This window comes from Metamycoplasma phocicerebrale, assembly GCF_003383595.3.
GTDB classification, from domain to species: Bacteria; Bacillota_I; Bacilli_A; order Mycoplasmatales; family Metamycoplasmataceae; genus Metamycoplasma; species Metamycoplasma phocicerebrale.
On record NZ_CP033058.2, the window covers coordinates 674,509 to 696,152 of the forward strand.

Annotated in this window: 19 protein-coding genes and 2 tRNA genes; 14 read left to right on the forward strand and 7 right to left on the reverse strand. The window is 25.7% G+C overall.

Annotated elements, in window-relative coordinates:
- Positions 1-75 precede the first annotated feature (75 nt).
- Positions 76-264 carry a hypothetical protein gene (locus tag DMC14_RS06515; protein WP_116171732.1) on the forward strand — a complete coding sequence of 63 codons (189 nt, stop codon included), beginning with the start codon at positions 76-78 and terminating at the stop codon, positions 262-264.
- Between the two features lie 38 nt (positions 265-302).
- On the opposite strand, the gene DMC14_RS02945 is transcribed toward DMC14_RS06515, so the two are convergent.
- The 4 genes from DMC14_RS02945 to rpoE form a co-directional block, all read right to left on the reverse strand.
- Positions 303-395 (reverse strand) — tRNA-Ser (locus DMC14_RS02945).
- 112 nt (positions 396-507) lie between these two features.
- Positions 508-1,857, reverse strand: a complete 1,350-nt coding sequence (locus tag DMC14_RS02950; protein ID WP_116171733.1) for a thermonuclease family protein — start codon at positions 1,855-1,857, stop codon at positions 508-510.
- Between the two features lie 12 nt (positions 1,858-1,869).
- Positions 1,870-2,715 carry a class II fructose-bisphosphate aldolase gene (locus DMC14_RS02955; RefSeq protein WP_116171734.1) on the reverse strand — a complete coding sequence of 282 codons (846 nt, stop codon included), beginning with the start codon at positions 2,713-2,715 and terminating at the stop codon, positions 1,870-1,872.
- Between the two features lie 6 nt (positions 2,716-2,721).
- Positions 2,722-2,985 (reverse strand): DNA-directed RNA polymerase subunit delta, encoded by a 264-nt coding sequence (rpoE, locus tag DMC14_RS06520; protein WP_116171735.1) that lies wholly within the window; start codon positions 2,983-2,985, stop codon positions 2,722-2,724.
- Between the two features lie 387 nt (positions 2,986-3,372).
- On the opposite strand from rpoE, the gene arcA reads away from it, so the two are divergent.
- The 3 genes from arcA (at position 3,373) to tsf (ending at position 6,668) form a co-directional block, all read left to right on the forward strand.
- On the forward strand, positions 3,373-4,605 hold the full coding sequence (gene arcA / locus DMC14_RS02965) for an arginine deiminase (RefSeq protein WP_137412674.1): 1,233 nt from the start codon (positions 3,373-3,375) through the stop codon (positions 4,603-4,605).
- A gap of 274 nt (positions 4,606-4,879) precedes the next feature.
- Positions 4,880-5,752, forward strand: coding sequence for a 30S ribosomal protein S2 (gene rpsB / locus DMC14_RS02970; protein WP_116171737.1), 873 nt, complete (start codon positions 4,880-4,882; stop codon positions 5,750-5,752).
- 34 nt (positions 5,753-5,786) lie between these two features.
- On the forward strand, positions 5,787-6,668 hold the full coding sequence (tsf, locus tag DMC14_RS02975) for a translation elongation factor Ts (RefSeq protein WP_116171738.1): 882 nt from the start codon (positions 5,787-5,789) through the stop codon (positions 6,666-6,668).
- Between the two features lie 35 nt (positions 6,669-6,703).
- Here tsf and DMC14_RS02980 read toward each other — a convergent pair whose 3' ends face one another.
- Positions 6,704-7,189 carry a dUTP diphosphatase gene (locus DMC14_RS02980; protein ID WP_116171739.1) on the reverse strand — a complete coding sequence of 162 codons (486 nt, stop codon included), beginning with the start codon at positions 7,187-7,189 and terminating at the stop codon, positions 6,704-6,706.
- Between the two features lie 110 nt (positions 7,190-7,299).
- On the opposite strand from DMC14_RS02980, the gene DMC14_RS02985 reads away from it, so the two are divergent.
- The 9 genes from DMC14_RS02985 to secA all read left to right on the forward strand — a co-directional run bounded on the left by DMC14_RS02985 (position 7,300) and on the right by secA (position 18,440).
- Positions 7,300-7,384, forward strand: a tRNA-Leu gene (locus DMC14_RS02985).
- Positions 7,385-7,472: 88 nt separating this feature from the next.
- Entirely contained in the window at positions 7,473-8,300 is an 828-nt protein-coding gene (locus DMC14_RS02990; protein WP_116171807.1) for a hypothetical protein, read from the forward strand.
- Between the two features lie 221 nt (positions 8,301-8,521).
- A complete protein-coding gene (locus DMC14_RS02995) occupies positions 8,522-10,621 on the forward strand; it encodes a P68 family surface lipoprotein (RefSeq protein ID WP_137412675.1) in 2,100 nt (699 codons plus the stop codon).
- A gap of 65 nt (positions 10,622-10,686) precedes the next feature.
- A complete protein-coding gene (locus tag DMC14_RS06525) occupies positions 10,687-11,634 on the forward strand; it encodes a hypothetical protein (RefSeq protein ID WP_116171741.1) in 948 nt (315 codons plus the stop codon).
- 34 nt (positions 11,635-11,668) lie between these two features.
- Positions 11,669-13,549 carry an ATP-binding cassette domain-containing protein gene (locus DMC14_RS03005; protein ID WP_116171742.1) on the forward strand — a complete coding sequence of 627 codons (1,881 nt, stop codon included), beginning with the start codon at positions 11,669-11,671 and terminating at the stop codon, positions 13,547-13,549.
- Positions 13,549-14,568 (forward strand): carbohydrate ABC transporter permease, encoded by a 1,020-nt coding sequence (locus tag DMC14_RS06530; RefSeq protein WP_116171743.1) that lies wholly within the window; start codon positions 13,549-13,551, stop codon positions 14,566-14,568. The genes DMC14_RS03005 and DMC14_RS06530 overlap by 1 nt, the downstream gene beginning before the upstream one ends.
- Complete coding sequence (locus DMC14_RS06535; protein WP_116171744.1) at positions 14,510-15,547, forward strand: carbohydrate ABC transporter permease; 1,038 nt, start codon at positions 14,510-14,512, stop codon at positions 15,545-15,547. Before DMC14_RS06530 ends, DMC14_RS06535 begins: the two co-directional genes overlap by 59 nt.
- Before the next feature lie 3 nt (positions 15,548-15,550).
- Positions 15,551-15,742, forward strand: a complete 192-nt coding sequence (locus tag DMC14_RS03020; RefSeq protein WP_116171745.1) for a hypothetical protein — start codon at positions 15,551-15,553, stop codon at positions 15,740-15,742.
- 97 nt (positions 15,743-15,839) lie between these two features.
- Positions 15,840-18,440 (forward strand): preprotein translocase subunit SecA, encoded by a 2,601-nt coding sequence (secA, locus tag DMC14_RS03025; RefSeq protein ID WP_116171746.1) that lies wholly within the window; start codon positions 15,840-15,842, stop codon positions 18,438-18,440.
- Positions 18,441-18,479: 39 nt separating this feature from the next.
- On the opposite strand, the gene DMC14_RS06540 is transcribed toward secA, so the two are convergent.
- Positions 18,480-18,908: a bis(5'-nucleosyl)-tetraphosphatase gene (locus tag DMC14_RS06540; protein WP_116171747.1), complete on the reverse strand. Its 429-nt coding sequence runs from the start codon at positions 18,906-18,908 to the stop codon at positions 18,480-18,482.
- Between the two features lie 2 nt (positions 18,909-18,910).
- A complete protein-coding gene (locus DMC14_RS03035; protein ID WP_116171748.1) occupies positions 18,911-19,441 on the reverse strand; it encodes a hypothetical protein in 531 nt (176 codons plus the stop codon).
- Between the two features lie 163 nt (positions 19,442-19,604).
- Between DMC14_RS03035 and dnaX the strand changes: the two genes are divergently transcribed.
- Positions 19,605-21,641, forward strand: a complete 2,037-nt coding sequence (dnaX, locus tag DMC14_RS03040; RefSeq protein WP_116171749.1) for a DNA polymerase III subunit gamma/tau — start codon at positions 19,605-19,607, stop codon at positions 21,639-21,641.
- The last annotated feature ends 3 nt before the right edge of the window (positions 21,642-21,644 follow it).

The following is a 21,644-nucleotide window of genomic DNA, read 5'->3' on the forward strand; positions in this document are numbered from 1 at the left end:
AATAAAGAATTAAAAATATGTTACCTTTTAGACAATAACAAACCTTATGAATATACAAAAAATAATTCTTTTCATTTGAAATGAGGCTTAGGATATGAGTATTATAAAGAAGAAAATAATTCTGAATACTATTTTGAAGGTGAAGAAAGTAAAAAAATTCCTATTACAATTGAAATTTACAAATTAGAAAATTATATAGGTTATACAATAGAATTAAAAATAAATAATACCTATCAAACTATAGATATTACAGAAATTAAATAATAATTTTTATTTATGTATAAATAAAAGAAATAAAAAAATGGCGGGTAAGAGAGGATTTGAACCTCCGCGGGTGCTTTAACACCCCTACAGTCTTAGCAGGACCGCCTCTTCGACCACTTGAGTACTTACCCGTACACATTAGCAAGTATTATTATATACTAAAAACATACTTAAAAAATTAAAAAATAAAATAGTAAAAAAAAGAAACTGTATAAATTGTTTCTTTTTTTGTTTATAAATCTTTTAATTCTTTTTAGGGTATATTTGTTTTATATCATCGCCCCAAATTCCCTTATTATTATTTCTAGCTTCTTTTTCTGAATCTTTAATTCAATGATAGTAATTTTCATTTATTGTATAATATTTGCTATTTTTGTCTAAACTAATATAGCTAACTTTTGCAAAACCATTAAAAATTAGTTGTTCATTCAAACAAAAAACTTCATCTTTTTGATTTACTACAACAATTATTCCAACAATTCTTCCATAATGGTCATAATACTCTTTATTTGTTTCCTTGTTATAATCGCTTATTGTTTTTTGAGGTATAACCCAAATTTCTTTAGCTTCATCTAAATTTTTTGAAGTAAAGTTTTTAGCCATAGTGCCATACTTCAATTGTAGCCCATCAGTTGGTACGAATTGTCCATTAACTTTTTTTCAGGTTTCAGGGGTGTCAACTCCTGAATATCTAAATTTTCCATATTCATTATTGTTTTTATTTTTAAAGACAGTTGTGTCTCCATCTTTTTTTTCTAAAGTTATAACTCTAGTGGCATGCATTACTTTAAATTCATTCGAAAACTTATAAATATATTTATTTAAAATTAATTGATTATTTTTTTTATCTATTCAAGAAATTTTATTTGGTTCTTGTTGTTCATCTTCTTCTGGGTTAGGTTTATCATCATCCGGTTTAGGCTTATCATCATCTGGACTTATTGGCTCTATATTTAAAATTTTATCTAAATCTGAATTGCTAATTTTGTTATCAATAAATTTATAATTTGGATGATTATTTTTATATTCATCTTTTTGAGTTGGACTTAAATTTTCATATTCTTGAGAAATTAAATTTCTTAATTTTTTAGCTAAAATAATAGCTTTTTTAATTATTTCATTAAAAGATTCTTCGTCATGAATTTTTTTATTAGTTATTGATGTTCTTAAATAAAAATATTCTATTAAATATTCCGCTAAAACTTTGTTATCTATAAAATTATCTTTATTTATTAAAGTTTCTGTTATTTCATTAATTATTTGTATTTTTTCATTTATTTTTGAATCAGTAGAAGACAAAGAAATTTCGTTAATGCTTTTGCTTTCCACCATTTTTAGCAGTTTTAAAACGATTTCTAAATGTTTGTTTCCTTGTTCGTTATAAAAATTACTAATTGGCTTGCTTTTAATAGAATTTGCTTCTTCAATAATTTTTGATTCCATTAAAATAGAATATGATTTTATTTCTAAATTTTTAATATCGTTATATTTTTTTAATGAATCTATAGAGTAAGTATTAGCACATTGAACTAAACCAACTGAACTAATTGTCAATAGAGGTATTAAACTAAAAATAAGTATTTTCTTTTTCATGTTTTTATCCTTTTAGTATTCTTTTAATATTTCTACTGTTTTGTCAAAAATTCTTTGATTTGATAACTTGTATAATTTTCGAGGATTGTAATTTTTATTTTCCATAATATTATTATTTTGTATATATTCTTCTAGTGCTTTAGCATTAGCAATTTGCAAATCTGTATTAATATTTATTTTTGCTATTCCTAATTCAATGCAACGTTTAATATCTTTTTTTGAAATTCCTGAACCGCCATGCAATACCAAAGGAATTTGTAGCTTTTCATTTATTTCTTTTAATAATTTAAAATTAATGCCAGTTCAGTTCTTAGGATACTCGCCATGAACATTGCCTATTCCTATAGCTAACATATCAACGCCAATTTCTTTAAATTTTAAAGCTTCGTTTATTTTTGAATATACTATTCCACTAATAATATTATCTTCAGATCCACCTATTCTTCCAGTTTCAAATTCTACAGATACATTTTTAGTTTTTGCTATATCTATTATTTTTTTAGATAATTCCAAGTTTTTTTCAAATGGGAGCTTGCTACCATCAAACATTACGGAACTAAAATTAGATTCAATAGCCATTAAACAGTCTTCATAATTTCCATGATCAAGATGCAAACAAACAGGAACACTAATTTTTAATTCTTCTATTAATGAGACAACAATATTATAAGCTACCTTATAACCACCAAAATAATCAGCTGCTGAAGGACTTAGACCTAAAATTATAGGTTTTTTAGTAAATTGTGCTGCTAATAAAACTTGTTTAGTTCATTCTAAATTGTTAATATTAATATGGAAAACAACTTTTTTGTTTATATAAGCTTTTTTTAAAATTTCTTTTGCATTAACTAATGACATATATTATTAATTATGTTCTGGGCGAATTGTTGTTCATGTTCCATCAATATTATGGAAAAATCTTCCATCAATTGTTAATAAACGGTACAATTCTCCCCGTTTTTTAGTTAACAATTGTTCATCGGTAATACTAAAATTAGTTTCCATTCTTCATCTATTAAACAAAACTTCTTTAATTTTGTTAAATAATGTTGCAAAATCTAAAGATTCTTTTTCTTTTAAAACATCTTCTGCGATGTCTAATAATGTTTTATATTCTGTATCTTTCATATTAACTCCAATACTTTTTAAATTTTGGTTATTTTAAACTTACCAAATTCTTTAATAATAAAAAATTATATTATGTTAAACCACTTTTTTATATAAAAAAAAGAATTATTTAATAAATGATTTAAAAATTCCTTATTTTAAGAAGAAAAAATTAAAAATTTATACTTTTAAATAAATCGAAAAATATAAAATTTTAACCTTATTATTAAAAATGTCATTCAAAGAAGCAAAAAAGTAAAAAAATAGTATAATATAATTGTATAAATTACATGTTAACTAAAGTTAAAATGATTACATTAAAGATTTTTAATATATAAACCTAACATAGCATATTTATACGCATTATAATAACATCATTTATTTGATTTATATGAAAGGAAAAAAACAATGTCTGTATTTGACAGTAAATTTAAAGGAATTCACGTTTATTCAGAAATTGGTGAATTAGAAACAGTTCTAGTTCACGAACCAGGACGTGAAATTGACTACATTACACCAGCTAGACTTGATGAATTATTATTCTCAGCTATTCTAGAAAGCCATGATGCAAGAAAAGAACACAAATCATTTGTTAAACAATTAAAAGACAACGGAATTAATGTTGTTGAATTAACTGATTTAGTTTCAGAAACATATGATTTAGCTTCACAAGCTGAAAAAGAAAAATTAATAGAAGAATTTTTAGAAGATTCAGAACCTGTTTTATCAAAAGAACACAAAGTAGCTGTTAAGAAATTCTTAACATCAAGAAAATCAACAAGAGAAATGGTTGAATTTATGATGGCAGGTATCACAAAATATGATTTAGGTATTGAAACAGATCACGAATTAATCGTGGACCCAATGCCAAACCTATACTTCACACGTGACCCATTTGCATCAGTAGGTAACGGTGTTACAATTCACTACATGCGTTACAAAGTTAGACAACGTGAAACATTATTCTCAAGATTTGTATTCTCAAATCACCCTAAACTAGTTAACACCCCATGATACTATGACCCAGCAATGAAAATGTCAATCGAAGGTGGTGACGTATTTATTTACAACAATGATACACTAGTAGTTGGTGTTTCAGAAAGAACTGACTTAGACACAATTACTTTATTAGCTAAAAACATTAAGGCAAATAAAGAAGTTGAATTCAAACGTATTGTTGCAATTAATGTTCCTAAATGAACAAACTTAATGCACCTAGACACATGACTAACAATGTTGGATAAAGATAAATTCTTATATTCACCAATTGCTAACGATGTATTTAAATTCTGAGATTATGATTTAGTAAACGGTGGAGAAGAACCACAACCAAAAGAAAATGGTTTACCATTAGAAGGTTTATTACAATCAATTATTAACAAGAAACCTGTTTTAATTCCTATAGCAGGAAACCATGCTTCACAAATTGAAATCGAAAGAGAAACACACTTTGATGGAACAAACTACTTAGCTATTAAACCAGGAGTTGTTATTGGTTATGCACGTAATGAAAAAACAAATGCTGCTTTAGAAGCTGCAGGAATTAAAGTTCTTCCATTCCACGGTAACCAATTATCATTAGGTATGGGTAATGCTCGTTGTATGTCAATGCCTTTATCACGTAAAGATGTTAAGTGATAGTTATCTATAAAATTATTTAATTTTATATATTTAAAAATCTTCAGCTATTTTTGCTGGGGATATTTTTATTTATAAAAATCTATAAAAAATATCGTTTATGGTAAAATATATAAGTACTTTAAAACAAGTATCGATAGATTATTCAATTCATATTAATTTATCAAGCACTATTATGAATTCAGATGCAAGTGCCTTACATATTTTAAGGTGTAAGCTGTTAGAAGTAATAGGAAGTTTAACAAATAAAAAATTAAATTAAAAAAAAGGAAATATTATGTCTGAACAAAAACAAACAGAACAAAAAACTGTAGTTAATACAGAACCCGCAATAGTTTCTAGAGAAAAACTTTTAGAAGCTGGAGTTTATTTTGGCCATAGAGTAAGCCATTGAAATCCAAAAATGAAACAATATATTTATGGAAAAAGATCAGGTATTCATATAATCGATATTGCTAAAACTCAAAAAACTTTGGAATATGCTTACAAATTATTAAATAAAATGGCTCAAAAACCAATTTCATTTATTTGAGTAGGTACAAAAAAACAAGCTAAAGCTGCTATTGAATCTGCAGCAACAAGAACTAATTCGGTTTATGTATCTGAACGTTGATTGGGTGGTACATTAACTAATTCACAAACAATTTTTAGAAGTGTTAAAGAATTAGAAAGATTAGAAGAACTTCAAAAAAATGGTTATAAAGGATATACCAAAAAAGAAGGTCTTTTAAATGACAAAAAAATTGCAAAATTGCAAAAAAACCTTGGTGGTATTAGAAAATTAGCTGGTAAGTCACAAATGCCTCAAGTTATGATTGTTGCATCTCCAATAGAAGATGAAATTGCAATTAGAGAAGCAAAAAGAAGAGGTTTAAAAGTATTTGCAATTCAAGATTCAAATTCAAACCCAGACTTAGTTGATTTTGTTATTCCAGCAAATGATGACTCTGTAAAATCAATTACCTTAATTACTACTATTTTAGCTGATGCTATTGCTTCTGCTAGAGGTGAAAAACAATTATTTGCTTACAAACCAAATGAAGAAATTATTCTTCCAGAAGAACAAAAGCAAGAATCAACTCCAACTAGAAAATATGTAAGAAAACCTAGAGTTGAAGAATCTGTTGAAAATAAAGAACAAACAGAATAATACATAAATTATAAAAATAAGAGAGGTTATAACAATGTCAGTAGATTTGAAAAAAATTAAAGAATTAAGAGAAAGAACAAATTCTGGTTTCTTAGATGTAAAAAATGCTTTAGAAGCAACTAATAATGATGTTGAAAAAGCAATTGAATGATTACAAGAAAAAGGAATTTTAAAAGCTGCTAAAAAAGCAGGCAGAATTGCTGCAGATGGTATTGTTAAAGCTACTATTCAAGATAATATTGCAGTTATTTTTGAATTAAATTCGGAAACAGATTTTGTAGCAAAAAATGATCTTTTTATTAGCTTAGCAAATAAAATATCAAAAACATTAATTGAAAACGATTTTAATTCAATCGAAGATGTTTTAGCTTTAAAAATTGATGGTATTTCAATCGAAGAACAAACAAATTTCTTAACAGCAAAAATTGGAGAAAAAATTTCTTTAAGAAGAGCTCAAAAATTTATTGCTAAAAATGATGAAGTTGTAGCAGGCTATACTCATGCTAATAATCGTGTTGCTACAATATTAATTGCTAAAGGATCAAATGCTGAAGCACTTAAAAATGTTTCAATGCATGTTGCTGCATTGAACCCATCTTATATAAGTGAAAGCAATTTAAGTGTAGAAGAATTAAAAGAGATTCATGACAAATTAGATGCAAGTCCAGCGCTAAAAAATAAACCAGAAAAAATTCAACAAACAATTAAAGCTGGTTTATTAAAAAAAGAATTCAATGAAAAAGGTATTTTATTATATCAACCATTTGTTATGGAAGATTCTAAAACAGTAGCTCAATATTTAGAAGAATCTAAATTATCATTAATTAATTCAATTAGATATGAAGTTGGCGAAGGAATTGAAAAGAAAAGTGTTGATTTTGCTGCTGAAGTTGCAGAACAAATGAATGCAAAATAATGATTATTTAAAAAAATAGGCGCGGTGCCTATTTTTTAATATTTATCTTTAATTCTTTGATAATTTTTTTGATTTTTAAATAAATAAGACTCAATTATTTCATTTTCTTTTATATTCATTAAAGAACCGAGACCTAAATAAGCCTTAAAAGCTTCAAATACACTTTCTTTATTTTTATTTTCCAATAAATTACAAAATAATTTATAGGTTAATGCTAATTGTAAATTAAAATTATCATACTTAATTTCAGGCTCAATTTCACTAGAAACATTTAAAGGGTAAGCAATACTTGTAATAAAATGAATTCCATCAGCAAATTCTTCTAACATTTTTTGCCGATCAATTTTTTTATCTTTTTTTCAATATTTAAAAGCTTTAACTTCATTAGCAAATTCTCCTAATTCAACTAACAAAGCTATAACTATTTTAATATCAAATAATTCACGTTCTTTTTTATCTATATTATCACTAAAAGCTTTATCTAATCTTTTTTGGGCATCAAAAATTAATTGTAATTTCATAATATTAGAATTATAATACTTAAACCTAAAATATTTAAATATAAAAACCTATTTTAAATAAACAAAGTTTTTTGAAAAATAATTTATAATTTTAGTACTATTTATAATATGCTCCAGTGGCGGAATGGTAGACGCAGTTGACTCAAAATCAACCGGTTAAGAGCTGTGCTGGTTCAAGTCCAGTCTGGAGCACCATATGATTTTTTCACTTTTCAAAGTTCCTTTTTAAAAATAAGGAGCTTTTTTATTTATAATTATGATATATATTTTTAAGGAAAATATAATGGATAACAGAAAAGCAGAATTAAAAAAAATAAAGAAACACGAAATTCATTCTAATTGATACTTGATATTAGCATTATGTGCAATATCAGCAGCTTGAGTATTGATTATATATTTAGTTGCTATTTTTCAAAATATTTATTCATCAGATAGTATTTTTAAAATAACAAATGATTTAGTTGTAAGCATAATATCAGGTCTAATTTCAGGAATAATAGTTATACTATTAGCTTTTATATTTTTAGATTTAATTAAAAGATCTTATATTAAGGATTATTTTACTTATTATTGTTATTTGAATTCTTTAAAAAACAAATCTAAATACACTTTTTTTAAAGATTCTAAAATACCTATGGAGTTTTATAAAAAAGATGCAACTAAATTAACTAAAAGTGCATTTATTTCTTTAGTAGCTAAAATTTTAGATTATAGTTTGAGCTCGCCTCAATATAAAAATTTAGTTAATGAAATAGATACTGATTTTGCTATTCATTCATTTTTAGAACCAAATTATGAAAATCAAAGAAAACATGCAATAATAAGAATTGTAATCTTAGATATTTTGATTCCTCTTGTAATTGATTTAATTTTAATAGGAATAGCAATTGGAATATCTTTTTCTAAAAGTGATAAGGATACTTTATCAGCTATTATAAGAATTATTATTGTATTTATATCTACTATTTTTTCACTAGGCTTGTCAATTACTATATATGAATTTTATATTTTAAATTCAGTTAAAAATTATTCTTCTTTTAATGATTTTTATTTATTGTCTTTTAATAATTTTGAGTTCAAATATTTAAATTCTTCTTTAGTAAAAAGGTAATTTAAAAAGTTTAATATTTTGGTTTAATGCTTATTAATATTATATTAATAAGCTTTTTTATTAATAAAAATTCTAATTTTTTAAAAAAATACAATAAAATTATATTGTGAATTATACAAATCAAAACTCTATTTTCACAACTCCACAGCAACAATTAGTTCGCTAATTGTTGTTGTATTTTTATATTATTTAAATTAATTTTTTAGAAAGGAAAAATATTTATGAAAAAAACAAACAAAATATTATTATCATTAACACCAGCAGCAGCTTTAGTGTTGCCACTAGCAGCTATTTCATGTGGTGGAGGAAGATTTGACCAAAACTATGATGGAAAATTAAAAGTTGCTACTGGATTTTCTGAAAATAATAATCAAGGTATAGCAATGAAAAGTGTTATTGAAGCTTACAATAATTGACTAAAATCAGGAACAGCAGAAGAACAAAAACAACGTAAAGAAGAAGGATATTTACCTACAGAAGTAGAATTCTTACCTAATGGATATAGCACTGGTCCTTTAACAACTCAATTAGCAGCAAAGGAAAAAAATAAATTTTGAAATATTTTTATTAATTATCCTACAGCAGCTTCAATTCTTGCTACTAAAGAAATGAATTTAGCATTTCCAGCAGATGAATATGAACAATTAGGCATTTTTAAGACATTTAAAGATGTAAATGATGGTATTGGTGGAAACACTGAAAAGAAAGAAAAATGGGTTATTCCATTTTCACGTTCTTCAGAAATGTCATCAATTGATATGGTAGTTTTAGGTAAATTACTAAAAGAAATTAAAGCAATAGATGGTGTAAATGTAGATTCAAATTCTGAAAAACTTAAGACTATAAATAAATATATTGCTTTATATGAAAAAGAAAAAAGCGATGATAGTAAATATGTCGATGAAGAATGAGACAAAGCCAAAGTAACAGGAACAGATTTAGATAATGTTAAAAAAGCAATTAAAGAAATGAATATAACATTAAGCGATGACATGTTTTATGAATATGATAATTTGATTAAGTTTTCAATAGCAGCCAAAAGATTATATGCTAAAGATAATGGAAAATATATTTTAGCATTTGACTCTTTACCTTCAGCAATTAATGTTATGAATTATGCTGTAACAAAAGGTAATAAATCAAAACAATATATTAACCCTTCAAAGGAACATTTGAGAACAGGTGGTTTTGATTATGAATCATTTGTTAAAGAAGGTACAGAACAAAATAAATTATTCAAAAATTTACTTAAAAATGTTTTTGAAGATATTAGAACAGGAGCAGTTTGAATTGGCGGAGCCGGTTCATATGGTTCAAATTTATTAACAAGACACAATTTAGCTATTAGTATAGGTTCAACAGCAGGTTTCTATCACACATTTATTAAAAATGATTTAACAATTTACTATATTAATGATGAAAAATTAGAAGTTGAAAGACCAAGTCAATTAAGTAAACAAACTGATAAAAATATAGCATTTAATATAAAATCTGGAAGCTATACAAACAAGATCTTCAAGGCTAAGGTTGAAGAAGGAACCAAGATTGGCAAATATGATAAACAATTCGCTTCAAAAGAAGCTGAAGATAAATTCAATAGTTTATTTAAAGATGGATATGATTTATTAGAAGCTGAATTAAAAGAAAAAGAATCAAAATTAACAAGTAAGGGAAACGAAATTATTTTAAGTCCAGAACAACTTAAAAAAGTATTTAATGTGGGCAACAAGGTTTTTGCTAATAGTTCAACAAATTATGTTTTAATTGAAAAATCTTTAGTACAATCAAAAAAAATAGATTCTAATAAACTTTTAAATAGAGACGAAGCTGATTGAATAAGTGCTCCTTTGAGAAAAACCCATGAAGATAAAAAATCAGTATTTGTACAAGGTCCATCATTAGTATTAATTCATGCTAATGAAAAAGAAGATAAAGCTACTAAATTATTAGTAAAGTGATTATTTAGACATAAACACACAGAATTAGAAATCAAAAATAAAAAATATAATAATTTAAATTCAGTTGATGCCTTTAATCAAGCCGGAAGTTATATTTCACCAACAGATTCATACTTTGATCCTAACAATGCAGAGGTAATAAAAACTTTAACACCAGCAGAACAACTTACATTTAATAATTTTAAATTAGTTGCTGAAAACCCTGGTGAATATCAAGTTGCAGAAGATGTTGCTTCTTCTTTATCTGATAAATTAAGAGATGCAATTAGAATAGGTGGAAGTACAATGACTACTCAAGTAAGTACTAACAAAAACCCTACATTTGAACAATTTTTAGAAGAAATCCAAAAAGCATTCAAGTAAGAATTTTTAAAAAAAATGACAAAAAATAACTAATTTTTTGTTGTTTTTATCTAAGGAAAAAAATGATGAACAAGAAAAATAAATTTTTAAATCTTATTCTTGGTGCACCATTAGTTGCATTTCCCATTGTTGCTATTTCTTGCACCAATTATAAAGATTTAAAATTAAATAAAACATATTCAATTGATATTAAGGATATTGATAATGTGGGAACTATGTTCGATCGAAATATTAAATATTCTGAATACAACAAAATTACGGGGGAAGAAACAGAAAAAACTACAACCCTATGAGAATACTTTTCTCTTGTAGAAGGAAATATTGCTAAGGTTTCAGATGGAGACACAATTAATATAAAAGTAACCAAAGGTTCACCAAATGGAATTATAAAAATTGGACAATTGATTAAAATTAGAATTCCATTAATTGATACTCTTGAAGAAAATACTGAAGATGTTACTGAGAGAGAAAAAAATTTAGCACACCTTGATAGTGAATACGCCAGAAGTATTTTGCCTATTGGTTCTAAAGTTAGATTAATTTCTGATGATGGTTGGATAAACAAATCTTATGATAGAAGTGTTGGCTATTTATTCTATGGAGATGGATACAAAAAAAACTTTAGTATTAGTATGCTAGCAAATGGTTGAACTTTACCAAGATTTAATGAAAGAGTTTTAAAAAGTTTTATGTTTGAATATAATAAAAAAGATAAATCTTTAGTTTCTGATTATTTATTGCCTTTTGTTGCTCATGCTTTTAATGAAGGCTTTATAAATAAAAAAGGTTTTTATAATTCAAATGGAGTTAACATCAAATTAAATGGTAAAAAAACTAATATTAAATTTAAAAATCCTCAAGCTCTTTCAAAAGAATATCTTTCTCACGGAGAAACTTTAATTTTGGATGGATATAGAATAATGTATCCTAGTTATATTAGCAGATCATATTGAAATCCAAAAATGAACATATATGAATTTTTAAAAAACAATCAACAAACAAAAACAAAATAATTAATATTTAAATAAATTTTTAAGGAAAAAAATAATGAATAAAACAAAAAGTGAATTAGCTAGTAATGAAATAGCTAAAAGCAAGTTAACTCAAAGTGATATTCATAGTTTTTCAAAAGAACGTTATCAAGCTAAAAAAAATATACCAGCTATAGAAGTAGAAAATTTAGTTATAGACTTTGGTGAAACTTTAGCTGTTGATAAAGCTTCTTTTGTTATTAAAAAAGGAGAATTAGTAACTTTACTAGGCCCTTCAGGTTCTGGTAAAACTACGACTCTTAATGCTATTTCGGGATTGTTACGCCCAACAAGTGGAAAAATATTTTTTTCAGGAGTTGATGTAACTAAATTTTCTCCTCAGCAAAGAGAGCTAGGTTTAGTTTTTCAAAACTATGCCTTATATCCTCATATGACAGTGTATGAAAACATTGCTTTTCCATTAATGAATGATAAACACTGAAAAGAAGAAACTATCGAAAAAACAAAATTAGCTCAACAAAAAATATTTGAATTAATTTTTGAACATTTTGGGGTATCTAAAGAAAAAATAGAAGATACAAGAACAAAATTGTATCATAACATCGATAATCCAAAAGAAACAAGAGTTTATTTAACTCAATTAACAACAGAATTTAATGATTTTATAGAAGAAGAAGTAAATAATTTAAATTTCTTATTAACAAAGAAAACAGGTCTTCTTTCTTCTTTAACAAAAAAAGTTTTAAAAGATATTGAAGAAGCTAAAAAAGATTATAAGGAAAAAATAGCAAAGATAGATTTAAACTTAAAGGATAAAATTCGAGAAGAAAAGTTAAAATTTAGCCAAAAGACTGAAAAATTAGTTAAAGAATATGAATCAAAATATTATGAAACAAAAAAAGAATATTTAGAAAAAATTGAACAGGCTAAACAAGAATTAAAAACTAAAAAACAACAACAAAAAACTCATCCTTTAGTTCAAGAAATAAAAAACGTTAAAATTCGTTTAAAAACTATTGATAAAGATACAGATATTGTTTATAAGCAATCAGTTTTAGAAATTTTAAATTCTATTATGGAAGCTCAAAAAATCCAAAAAACTAATAATACTGTTAGAAACTTAAATCTTTTAATCGCAACTCTTCCAAAAGATTTGCAAGATAAAATTAAAGTTATAGGTAAAGATGTTTTAACAATTGAAGAAGCTATAGTTAGAGATGTTTTAGATGTTGCACAAAGAGTTGAAATTACTAAAAATCTTGGTAAAAGACCAACCCAATTATCTGGAGGGCAACAACAACGTGTTGCTATTGCTAGAGCAATTGTTAAGAAACCTAAGATTTTATTATTAGATGAACCTTTATCTAATCTTGATGCTAAATTGCGTATATCAACAAGAAAATGAATACGTTCAATTCAACAAGAATTAGGCATAACAACTGTCTTTGTTACACATGATCAAGAAGAAGCTATGTCTATTAGCGATAAGATTATTTGTATGTCAACGGCTAAAGTTCAACAAATTGGTGCACCTATGGATTTATATTTAAAACCTAAAAACGAATTTGTAGCAAGATTCTTAGGAATGCCAGAAATGACTGTTTTTGAAGCTGATGTTAAGGATGGCTATATTTATTATGACAATAAAAAATTAACTAAAGTTCCAGAAACATATAATAAAAACAAAATAGATCTAGGCTTCCGTGGTGAATCATTAGTCGAAGATGAAAAAGGTGTTATTGTCGGAGATATTAGATTAGTAGAATATTTAGGTAAAGAAATTCAAGCCCAAATTTTTATTAAAGAAATTAATAAAATTGCTAATGTTTTTTTGACAAATAAAACAAAATATGAAATAGGAGAAATAGTTAAATTATCTATTAAAAGAGAAGATTTATACCATATGTTTGATGTTGATACTAAGGAAAGAGTTTAATGAAAACATATTTTTGAAAAAAATATAGAATTAAAAAAACAGGTCAAGCATTAAGTGTTCTTAACACTAGAACACCTTTCTGAAAACCATTTTTATTATTTCTACCCTCTTTATTAGCTTTATTATTTATGGTTATAATTCCATTTATATTTGTTATTATTGGTTCGTTTAGAGCTCCTACAACTTTTACTCGCTTTGGATGATCTTTTGATAATTATTTTAGAGATGGAAGTAGTGAAGTTGGTATATTTTACGACCCAAAATTTTTAACATCAATGTCAAATTCTTTAATATATGCAATTTTTGCTTTGCCTTTAGGATTAGGAACATCTTTATTAATTAGTTCAGCAATTACAATGATTGTAAAAAAATGGGCACGTGGTTTTTGACAAACAGTATTTTTTCTTCCATATATGACAGGAGCTGTTGCAATTTCTTTAACATTTAGTGCCTTATTTGGTAAAGCATCAGAAGGAGCTATTTTTCCAATGCTTTATGGGACAGGAAACAGTTGAAACCCATTCTTTGTTATACTAATTCGTGGTATATGAGGAGGTTTAGCATTTCAGGTTTTAATTTTGACAACAGCTATGCTTTCAGTTAACCCCGATTTATACAAATCATCTGCCATTGATGGCGCATCATCAATAAAACAATTTTTTAAAATTACTTTACCATCAATTCGTAGAACAATTTCATTTTTATTTACTATAGGAATAATAAATGGTATTAAGGTTTTTCCATTAGCTTTATACAATAATGATCCTAGTACAGCAATAGCAGAAAATGCAGGAACATTATTAATTTATATTTTTCATAGTATAAAATTTGCAACCAATGGTTTTGGAAGGTCTATGGCTGCATCTGTATTTCTATTTATATTAGGTGTAACAATTTCTTTTTCATTAAAGAAAGCTGTTTCATTAGCTTATAGATTATATATTCATTTAGGAGAAAAAAATGTTGCTAACAAGATTAAAAATCAGGCGCAAAAGAGAATTATCAGTTTTAAAATCTAAACAAGAGATGATGTCAAAACCTTTTTCAACCACAGAAACGGTTGGTAGAGTTTTTGAATGAGTTTTTAAAATTTTAATTCTAACATTTTTCAGTATATTAATAATCCTTCCATTTTATTTTATGTTTGAACAATCACTAGTTGATGCTAGATTTTATTCAGGGCAAACAGGAAATCAAATAGCTTGATGGCCATTTAACTATAAAGATTATGAAAATAATGGTAAAACTTTTTCAATATTTTTAAGAACTAGTTTGCATTTTGAAAACTTTAAAAGTGCTTTTGAAGCAGGGTATTTCCAAGCTTTAATATTTACAGCTGGATATACAAGTATTTCAGTTATGGTTCGTTTATTCTTTTCAATTACTTTGGGTTATGCATTATCACTAAGAAATTGAAGAGGAAGACATGCTTTTTTCAGTTTCTTATTATCGTTAATGGTTATTCCTGAAATAACACTTATATCACTACAATATACATTAGTATCAAAAGCTAATTGAATTGGTGATAATAGTCCTTACAAGATAGTGGCAATGATAGTACCATTCGCAACATCTATATTTCAAGCCTATATGTATAAAAATGCTTTTGAAGCAATTCCTAATTCTGTTAAAGAATCAGCAATGCTTGATGGAGCGAATGGCTTTAAATATTTCTTTAACATAGCTTTACCTATGGTTAAAGCAACAACATGAACAGTTATTATATTAACAACTTTGGCTTCATGAAATTCATATACATGACCAGCAATATTATGAACTTCTGCACCTGGAAAAACAGCGGGTTATTGAGCTCCAATGAACTTATGATTATTTACTACTGGTAAATTTGAAGTAAATCCAGGCGAAATACAAGTTGTTTTATCAATTAGAATGGCTTCATCATTAATAGCCATAACACCTATGATAATAGTATACTTTATACTAAGAAGAAGAATTATGAATGCAATTTCTAGACAAGGAAATGCAACAAAAGGATAGAATATGGAAAATAAAGATTTTAGTTTATTAATAGCAAAAACAAAACAAAAGAGAATTGCAAAAAGAGTTTTGAGTATAATTGGAATTTCTTTGGTTGCTATAGTAGGTTTAGTAATGTTAGCCTTTATTATCTATGGTTTAATTGTAGGTGTATATAATATATTCTCACAAGATGTTTTACGTTTATTTAGATAAAATGAAGTTTATATTTTATCAAAAAAAGGCGGTTTTTATTAACTAGCCTTTTTTAATTTTGACTTTTTTTAAGAAATTTAATATAAAATATTAAATTATGAAATTTTTTAAATTTAAATCAACTGAAATGCGAATAGCAGAGCACACTCTAAAAAAAATAAATCAATTAGAAGATAGTATAAAACTATTAAGCGATGATGAACTTAAGGCTAAAACTATAGAATTTAAGGAAAGATTAAAACTGGGTGAAACTCGGGAAGATATTAGACCCGAAGTTTTTGCTGTAGCGCGCGAAGCAACAAAACGTATATTAGGAAAAAGACCCTATGATGTGCAAATGATAGGTGGAATTATCTTAGATTTGGGTTCTGTTGCGGAAATGAAAACTGGTGAAGGTAAAACTATTACTTCTATAGCACCTGTTTATTTAAATACTTTAGATGGTTCTAGTGTTATTGTCTCAACAGTTAATGAATATTTAGCTGAACGTGATGCTGAAGAAATGGGCCAAGTATTTAAATTTTTAGGTTTAAGCGTTGGTATTAATAAAGCACAAATGCCTGCTATGTTAAAACGTCAAGCTTATGCTTGTGATGTTGTTTATTCAGTTCACTCAGAATTAGGATTTGATTATCTTCGTGATAATATGGCTATGTCCAAAGAAGAAAAAGTTCAAAGAGGATTGGATTTTATTTTATTAGATGAGGTCGATTCTATTTTAATTGATGAAGCAAAAACACCATTGATTATTTCGGGCGGAGATCAAGAAGAAAGTTCAATGTATAATATAGCTGATTTATTTGTACGTACTTTAAATTTCGAAGATTATTTCATCGATGAAGAAACAAAATCAGTTTATTTGACTGATAAAGGTATTGAAAAAGCCAATAAATATTTTAATTTTAATAATTTATATGATTTAGAAAATTCTGAATTAGTTCATCGTATTCAAAACGCTTTAAGAGCACATAAAGTTATGAAATTAGATGTTGAATATATAGTTAGAGACGATAAAATCGAATTAGTTGATTCATTTACAGGCCGTATTATGGAAGGTCGCGCTTATTCGGAAGGTTTGCAACAAGCAATTCAAGCAAAAGAAAAAGTTGAAATTGAATCTGAAACAAAAACATTAGCAACTATTACTTATCAAAACTTTTTTAGATTATTTAAAAAAATTAGTGGTATGACCGGTACAGCTAAAACAGAAGAAAAAGAATTTATTGATATTTATAATATGCGTGTTAATGTTGTTCCAACAAATAAACCTATTATAAGAATTGATGATAAAGACGAAATATATGTTGATATGCATTCAAAATGACAAGCTGTAACGAAAGAAGTTAAAAGAGCTTATCAACGTAAACAGCCTATTCTAATAGGTACTGCACAAGTGGAAGATTCAGAAGTTCTACATGAATATTTATTAAATGAAGGAATACCTCACACTGTTTTAAATGCAAAACAAGATGCATCAGAAGCAGATATTATTTCTCATGCTGGAGAGTTAGGTGCTGTAACAATAGCAACAAATATGGCTGGCCGTGGAACTGATATTAAACCTACTAAAGAAGCTTTAGAAGTTGGCGGTTTATACGTATTGGGCACTGAAAAAGCAGAATCGCGTAGAATTGATAATCAATTAAAGGGTCGTTCAGGGCGTCAGGGAGATATAGGCTATACTAAATTCTTTCTTTCATTAGATGATCAATTAATTTTAAGGTTTTCAGTTCAAGATAAGTGAAAAGAAATTTTTAAAGAATATGGTTCAGATCCAATACCTGGTGAATCAATTAGATCAGCCTTTTTAAGAGCTCAAAAGAAAATTGAAGGTTTTAACTATGACAACCGTAAAAGTGTTTTAAATTTTGATGACGTTATTAGACAACAACGTGACTTAATTTATGAACAACGTGATTTAATATTAGAGAGAGATGATCTGGGCTCAATTATTAGAAAAATGTTTCAAGTTGCAGTTAAGCAAATTGTAAATAATCCTTATTTTGTTCAAAAAAATGATACTATGGATTTTGAAAACTTTACTAGACATTTAAATGAAAATTTTATGGTATTAACAAAACATGTTTTTACAGTTGATGAAATTAAAAAAATGGATCGTGAAGAACTTATTAATTACATTGTTTTAATTTGATATAAAGAATATGATATTTTAAGAGAAAATATTATTGAAAAATATGGTCTTACTGCTTTAGCTAACTCAGAGAGAAATATAATTTTATCTGTTTTTGATAATGGTTGACAAGATCATATTAATATAATGGATAAATTACGTCGTAGCACTCATTTAGTACAATATGCTCAAAAGAATCCATATCAAATTTATACAAAATTAGGTTCAAAAAAATTTAAAGAACTAACAGATAGAATAGCTTTAGAATGTAGTATTAATTTATTAAATAATTATGATGCCCTGCCTTCTTCAAATAGCCAAATTGATTTACCATGAATTAATAACTCAGATAATAATGCTACAGCAAGTTTAGAACAAGTTAATGATTTTATTAATTATTTATTAGATTCTGAAAGAAGACATTTAATTTCACAAGGTATTGATGAAAAAGAAATTGAAAAGCAAATAGAATTTAAGAAAAACGAGATTTTTGCAGATTTAAAATTAAGATTAGAAAAAATAGTAAACTCAAACAAAAAAGAAAAAACAGAACAAGAAACTAAATAAAAATAAAATCCTTCAGTCGCTACTTAAGGATTTTTATTATTATTTTTTATATTCTCAATGGTGGTTTATGTAATAATCTATAGCTTTTTCAAGTATTTCTCTATCAGCATCATAGGTTATTTTATTTACTAAAGCTTCCTTAGCAATTACTCATTCAACAACATCTGTTTCTCCTGGTTGCTTTTTTAAATCAAAAGATTTAGGAATGGCTAAAAAGAATATAACATCTTTTGTTATACCTGGAAATGGAGAATAAGTACTCTTTTCTCTAAAACCTTCAAGTATTTCAACATCAATATTTGTTTCTTCTTTAGTTTCACGAATTGCTGTCTCATGTTCTGTTTCATTACCCTCAACATGACCCTTAGGAAAACCTCAATGTCCAGCAGTTTGTTGCACTAGTAAAACATAAAGCTTTGATTCAATATTTTTAAGTGCTATTACACCACAAGATTTTTCATGTTTCATATTTAACTCCTTTTATTTAATACTTTTTTTATTTCTTTTTTAATAACAATATTAATGGACAAAATTATAATCAAACTAAATAATGCTAATGCACTCAAAAAATAAAAAATATTTTTTGCTATATAAAAATAATTTTTATATGTTAAAGATTTATTGTTATCTTTATTACTTAAAGCAATAATAATTGTTTGCTTAAAAGAATTAAAGATTAAAGCCGTTGTAATAAAAATAATAGCTAAAACAATTATTGAAATAATAAAACCAAAATTAACTTTCAATAATTTTTTATTTTTATAATCAGCTCTATCTCTATATATACTGAAAAAGCTAAAAGCTAAAAGAACTAATATAATTGAAGATAAAATTATTATTGTTAATATAGAATAAAAAACTATTGGTTTTTGCGTTGGGGCAATAAAAAATATAGCAATAAATTGAAAAATAATAACTACTAAAGAAACTATTGTAAGAATAAAATGAGTGTAAAAATTTTTGTTTTTTATTTCATTTAAAGTAAGATTTAATTTATTCATATAAATTATTATATACTTATTCATTAAGTTTAAAAACATATTATTATTAATATATAAAAACTTGCGATTTTATGTTTTTAAATCATTAATAACTTAAAAAAAGAAGTTTTATTTTTTGCCTTTATTTAATTTGGTAAAATATAAATAACATTTAGGAGGAATAATGTCTTTAACTCAAAAATATTTGGCTTTATATCGCCAATACCGTCCTAAGACTTTTGATGAAGTAAAAGGTCAAGAACATATTATTAATACTTTAAAAAATATCATTAAAGAAAACAAATTGACGCATGCTTATCTTTTTTGTGGTCCTCATGGCAATGGTAAAACTTCAACAGCCAAAATATTTGCAAATGCAATAAATTGTTCTCATAGAACATCAGAAAATCCTTGCGATGAGTGTATTGCTTCTATTGATAGAAATATGGATATTATAGAAATAGATGCTGCTTCTAATACTGGTATTGATGATATAAGACAACTTAGAGAAAAAATTAAATTACTTCCAACAAATGGAAAATATAAAGTCTATATAATTGATGAAGTTCACATGTTATCTAAAGGAGCTTTTAATGCTTTATTAAAAACTCTTGAAGAGCCTCCTAAACATGTTATTTTTATTTTAGCAACAACAGACCCACAAAAAATTCCATTAACTATTTTAAGCAGAGTTCAAAGATTTAATTTCAAAAAAATTGATAAGGAAATTTTATTTAATCAAATTAAAGATATCTTTATAAAAGAGAATATTAAAGCCGATGATGAAGCTATTAAGTTAATAGTAGAACTAGGCAATGGTAGTTTTAGAGATACTTTGAGTATTGCTGATCAGGTGGCTATTTATTGTGCTAATGATTTAATTAATAAAAAATCAATAGAAGATCTATATGGAATTGTTGATTTTAACAACATTTGATCTATGATTAAATTAATAGATAATGCTGACTTTAAATTGTTAATAGATAAATTTAATTCCTTAGTTGATAATGGAGCAAGTATAGAAAAATTATCGTTGCAAATTTTTAAAACATTAAAAGATTATGCAATTTATAAAAAAACTAATGATGAAAAACTTTTGGAATATGCTTCAAAACAAGCTATTAGTGAATTAAATATAGATGATGATAGATTATTTAAATATATTGAATTAATTACAGAAGCAATTAAAGAAATTCAATATTCTGATCTTCCAAGACAGGTTATGGAAATTTATTTATTGAAGATGGCTTCAAATAAATCTAAAAATCAAGATCAAGATTTAAAAATTAATTTTAATTCTAATAATTCTCAAAACAATATAGTTAAAGATCAGTTATATGGTTTTGAAAACAATTCTGAAAACAATGAAGAAGATGATTTTCATTTGGTTAATAAAGAACTATTGGACGATAACGAAACAGAAACAAAGACTAATTATAAAAATAATGCTAAGGATTTTAATTCAGTGTTTAATTTAGCAAATATATCAAATTCATATAATACAAAAAATGATATTAGTTTAAATAAAAATAATGCTAAAGTTGAAAGCCTTGGTCTTAAAGAAGAAAATTTAGATAAAATTTTAGAAAAAACTTCCGAAATTCTTATATCCGATGCTACAAAAGAATATGAAAATGATGATATTTTGAACGAAATAATAACTAGTGAGTTTTCAAACGATATTTCAGAGACCAAAAATGATGTAAATGTCTTAAAACCTGAATTAAGTCAAAGTGAAGTTGATAATTTAGCTTTTATTTATCAATATGCAAAGCAAAACATTTATAACTATGGAAACAAAAAACAAAGTGAATTAGATGTGATGAATTACAATATGCTAGATAAAAAAATAGGTTCAAAATTTATACACTTAAAAGATCTATTATCAGGTTTTAAAATATTTTTTTCAATCGATCAATTAATAGTTTTAAAATCGGCAGATATTATAAAAGTGCGTCAATTAAATTTAAAAAGAACAGATACAGAATTAATGGAAGCATTATTTAATATTTTTAATCGTTATTTAAATGTTGTAGCAATTAATCAAGATCAACTTAACATTGCTATTGAAAATTGCAAAAATACTTGAAAAGCCAAAAAAAATGAACAACAACCTTTAATAAAATTGCCGAGTTTAGATAAATATAGAAATAAAACAAGTCCTTCTGTAGAATATGCTAAAAAAATATTTGGTGATATAGTAAAAGAACCAAAAAAATAATAA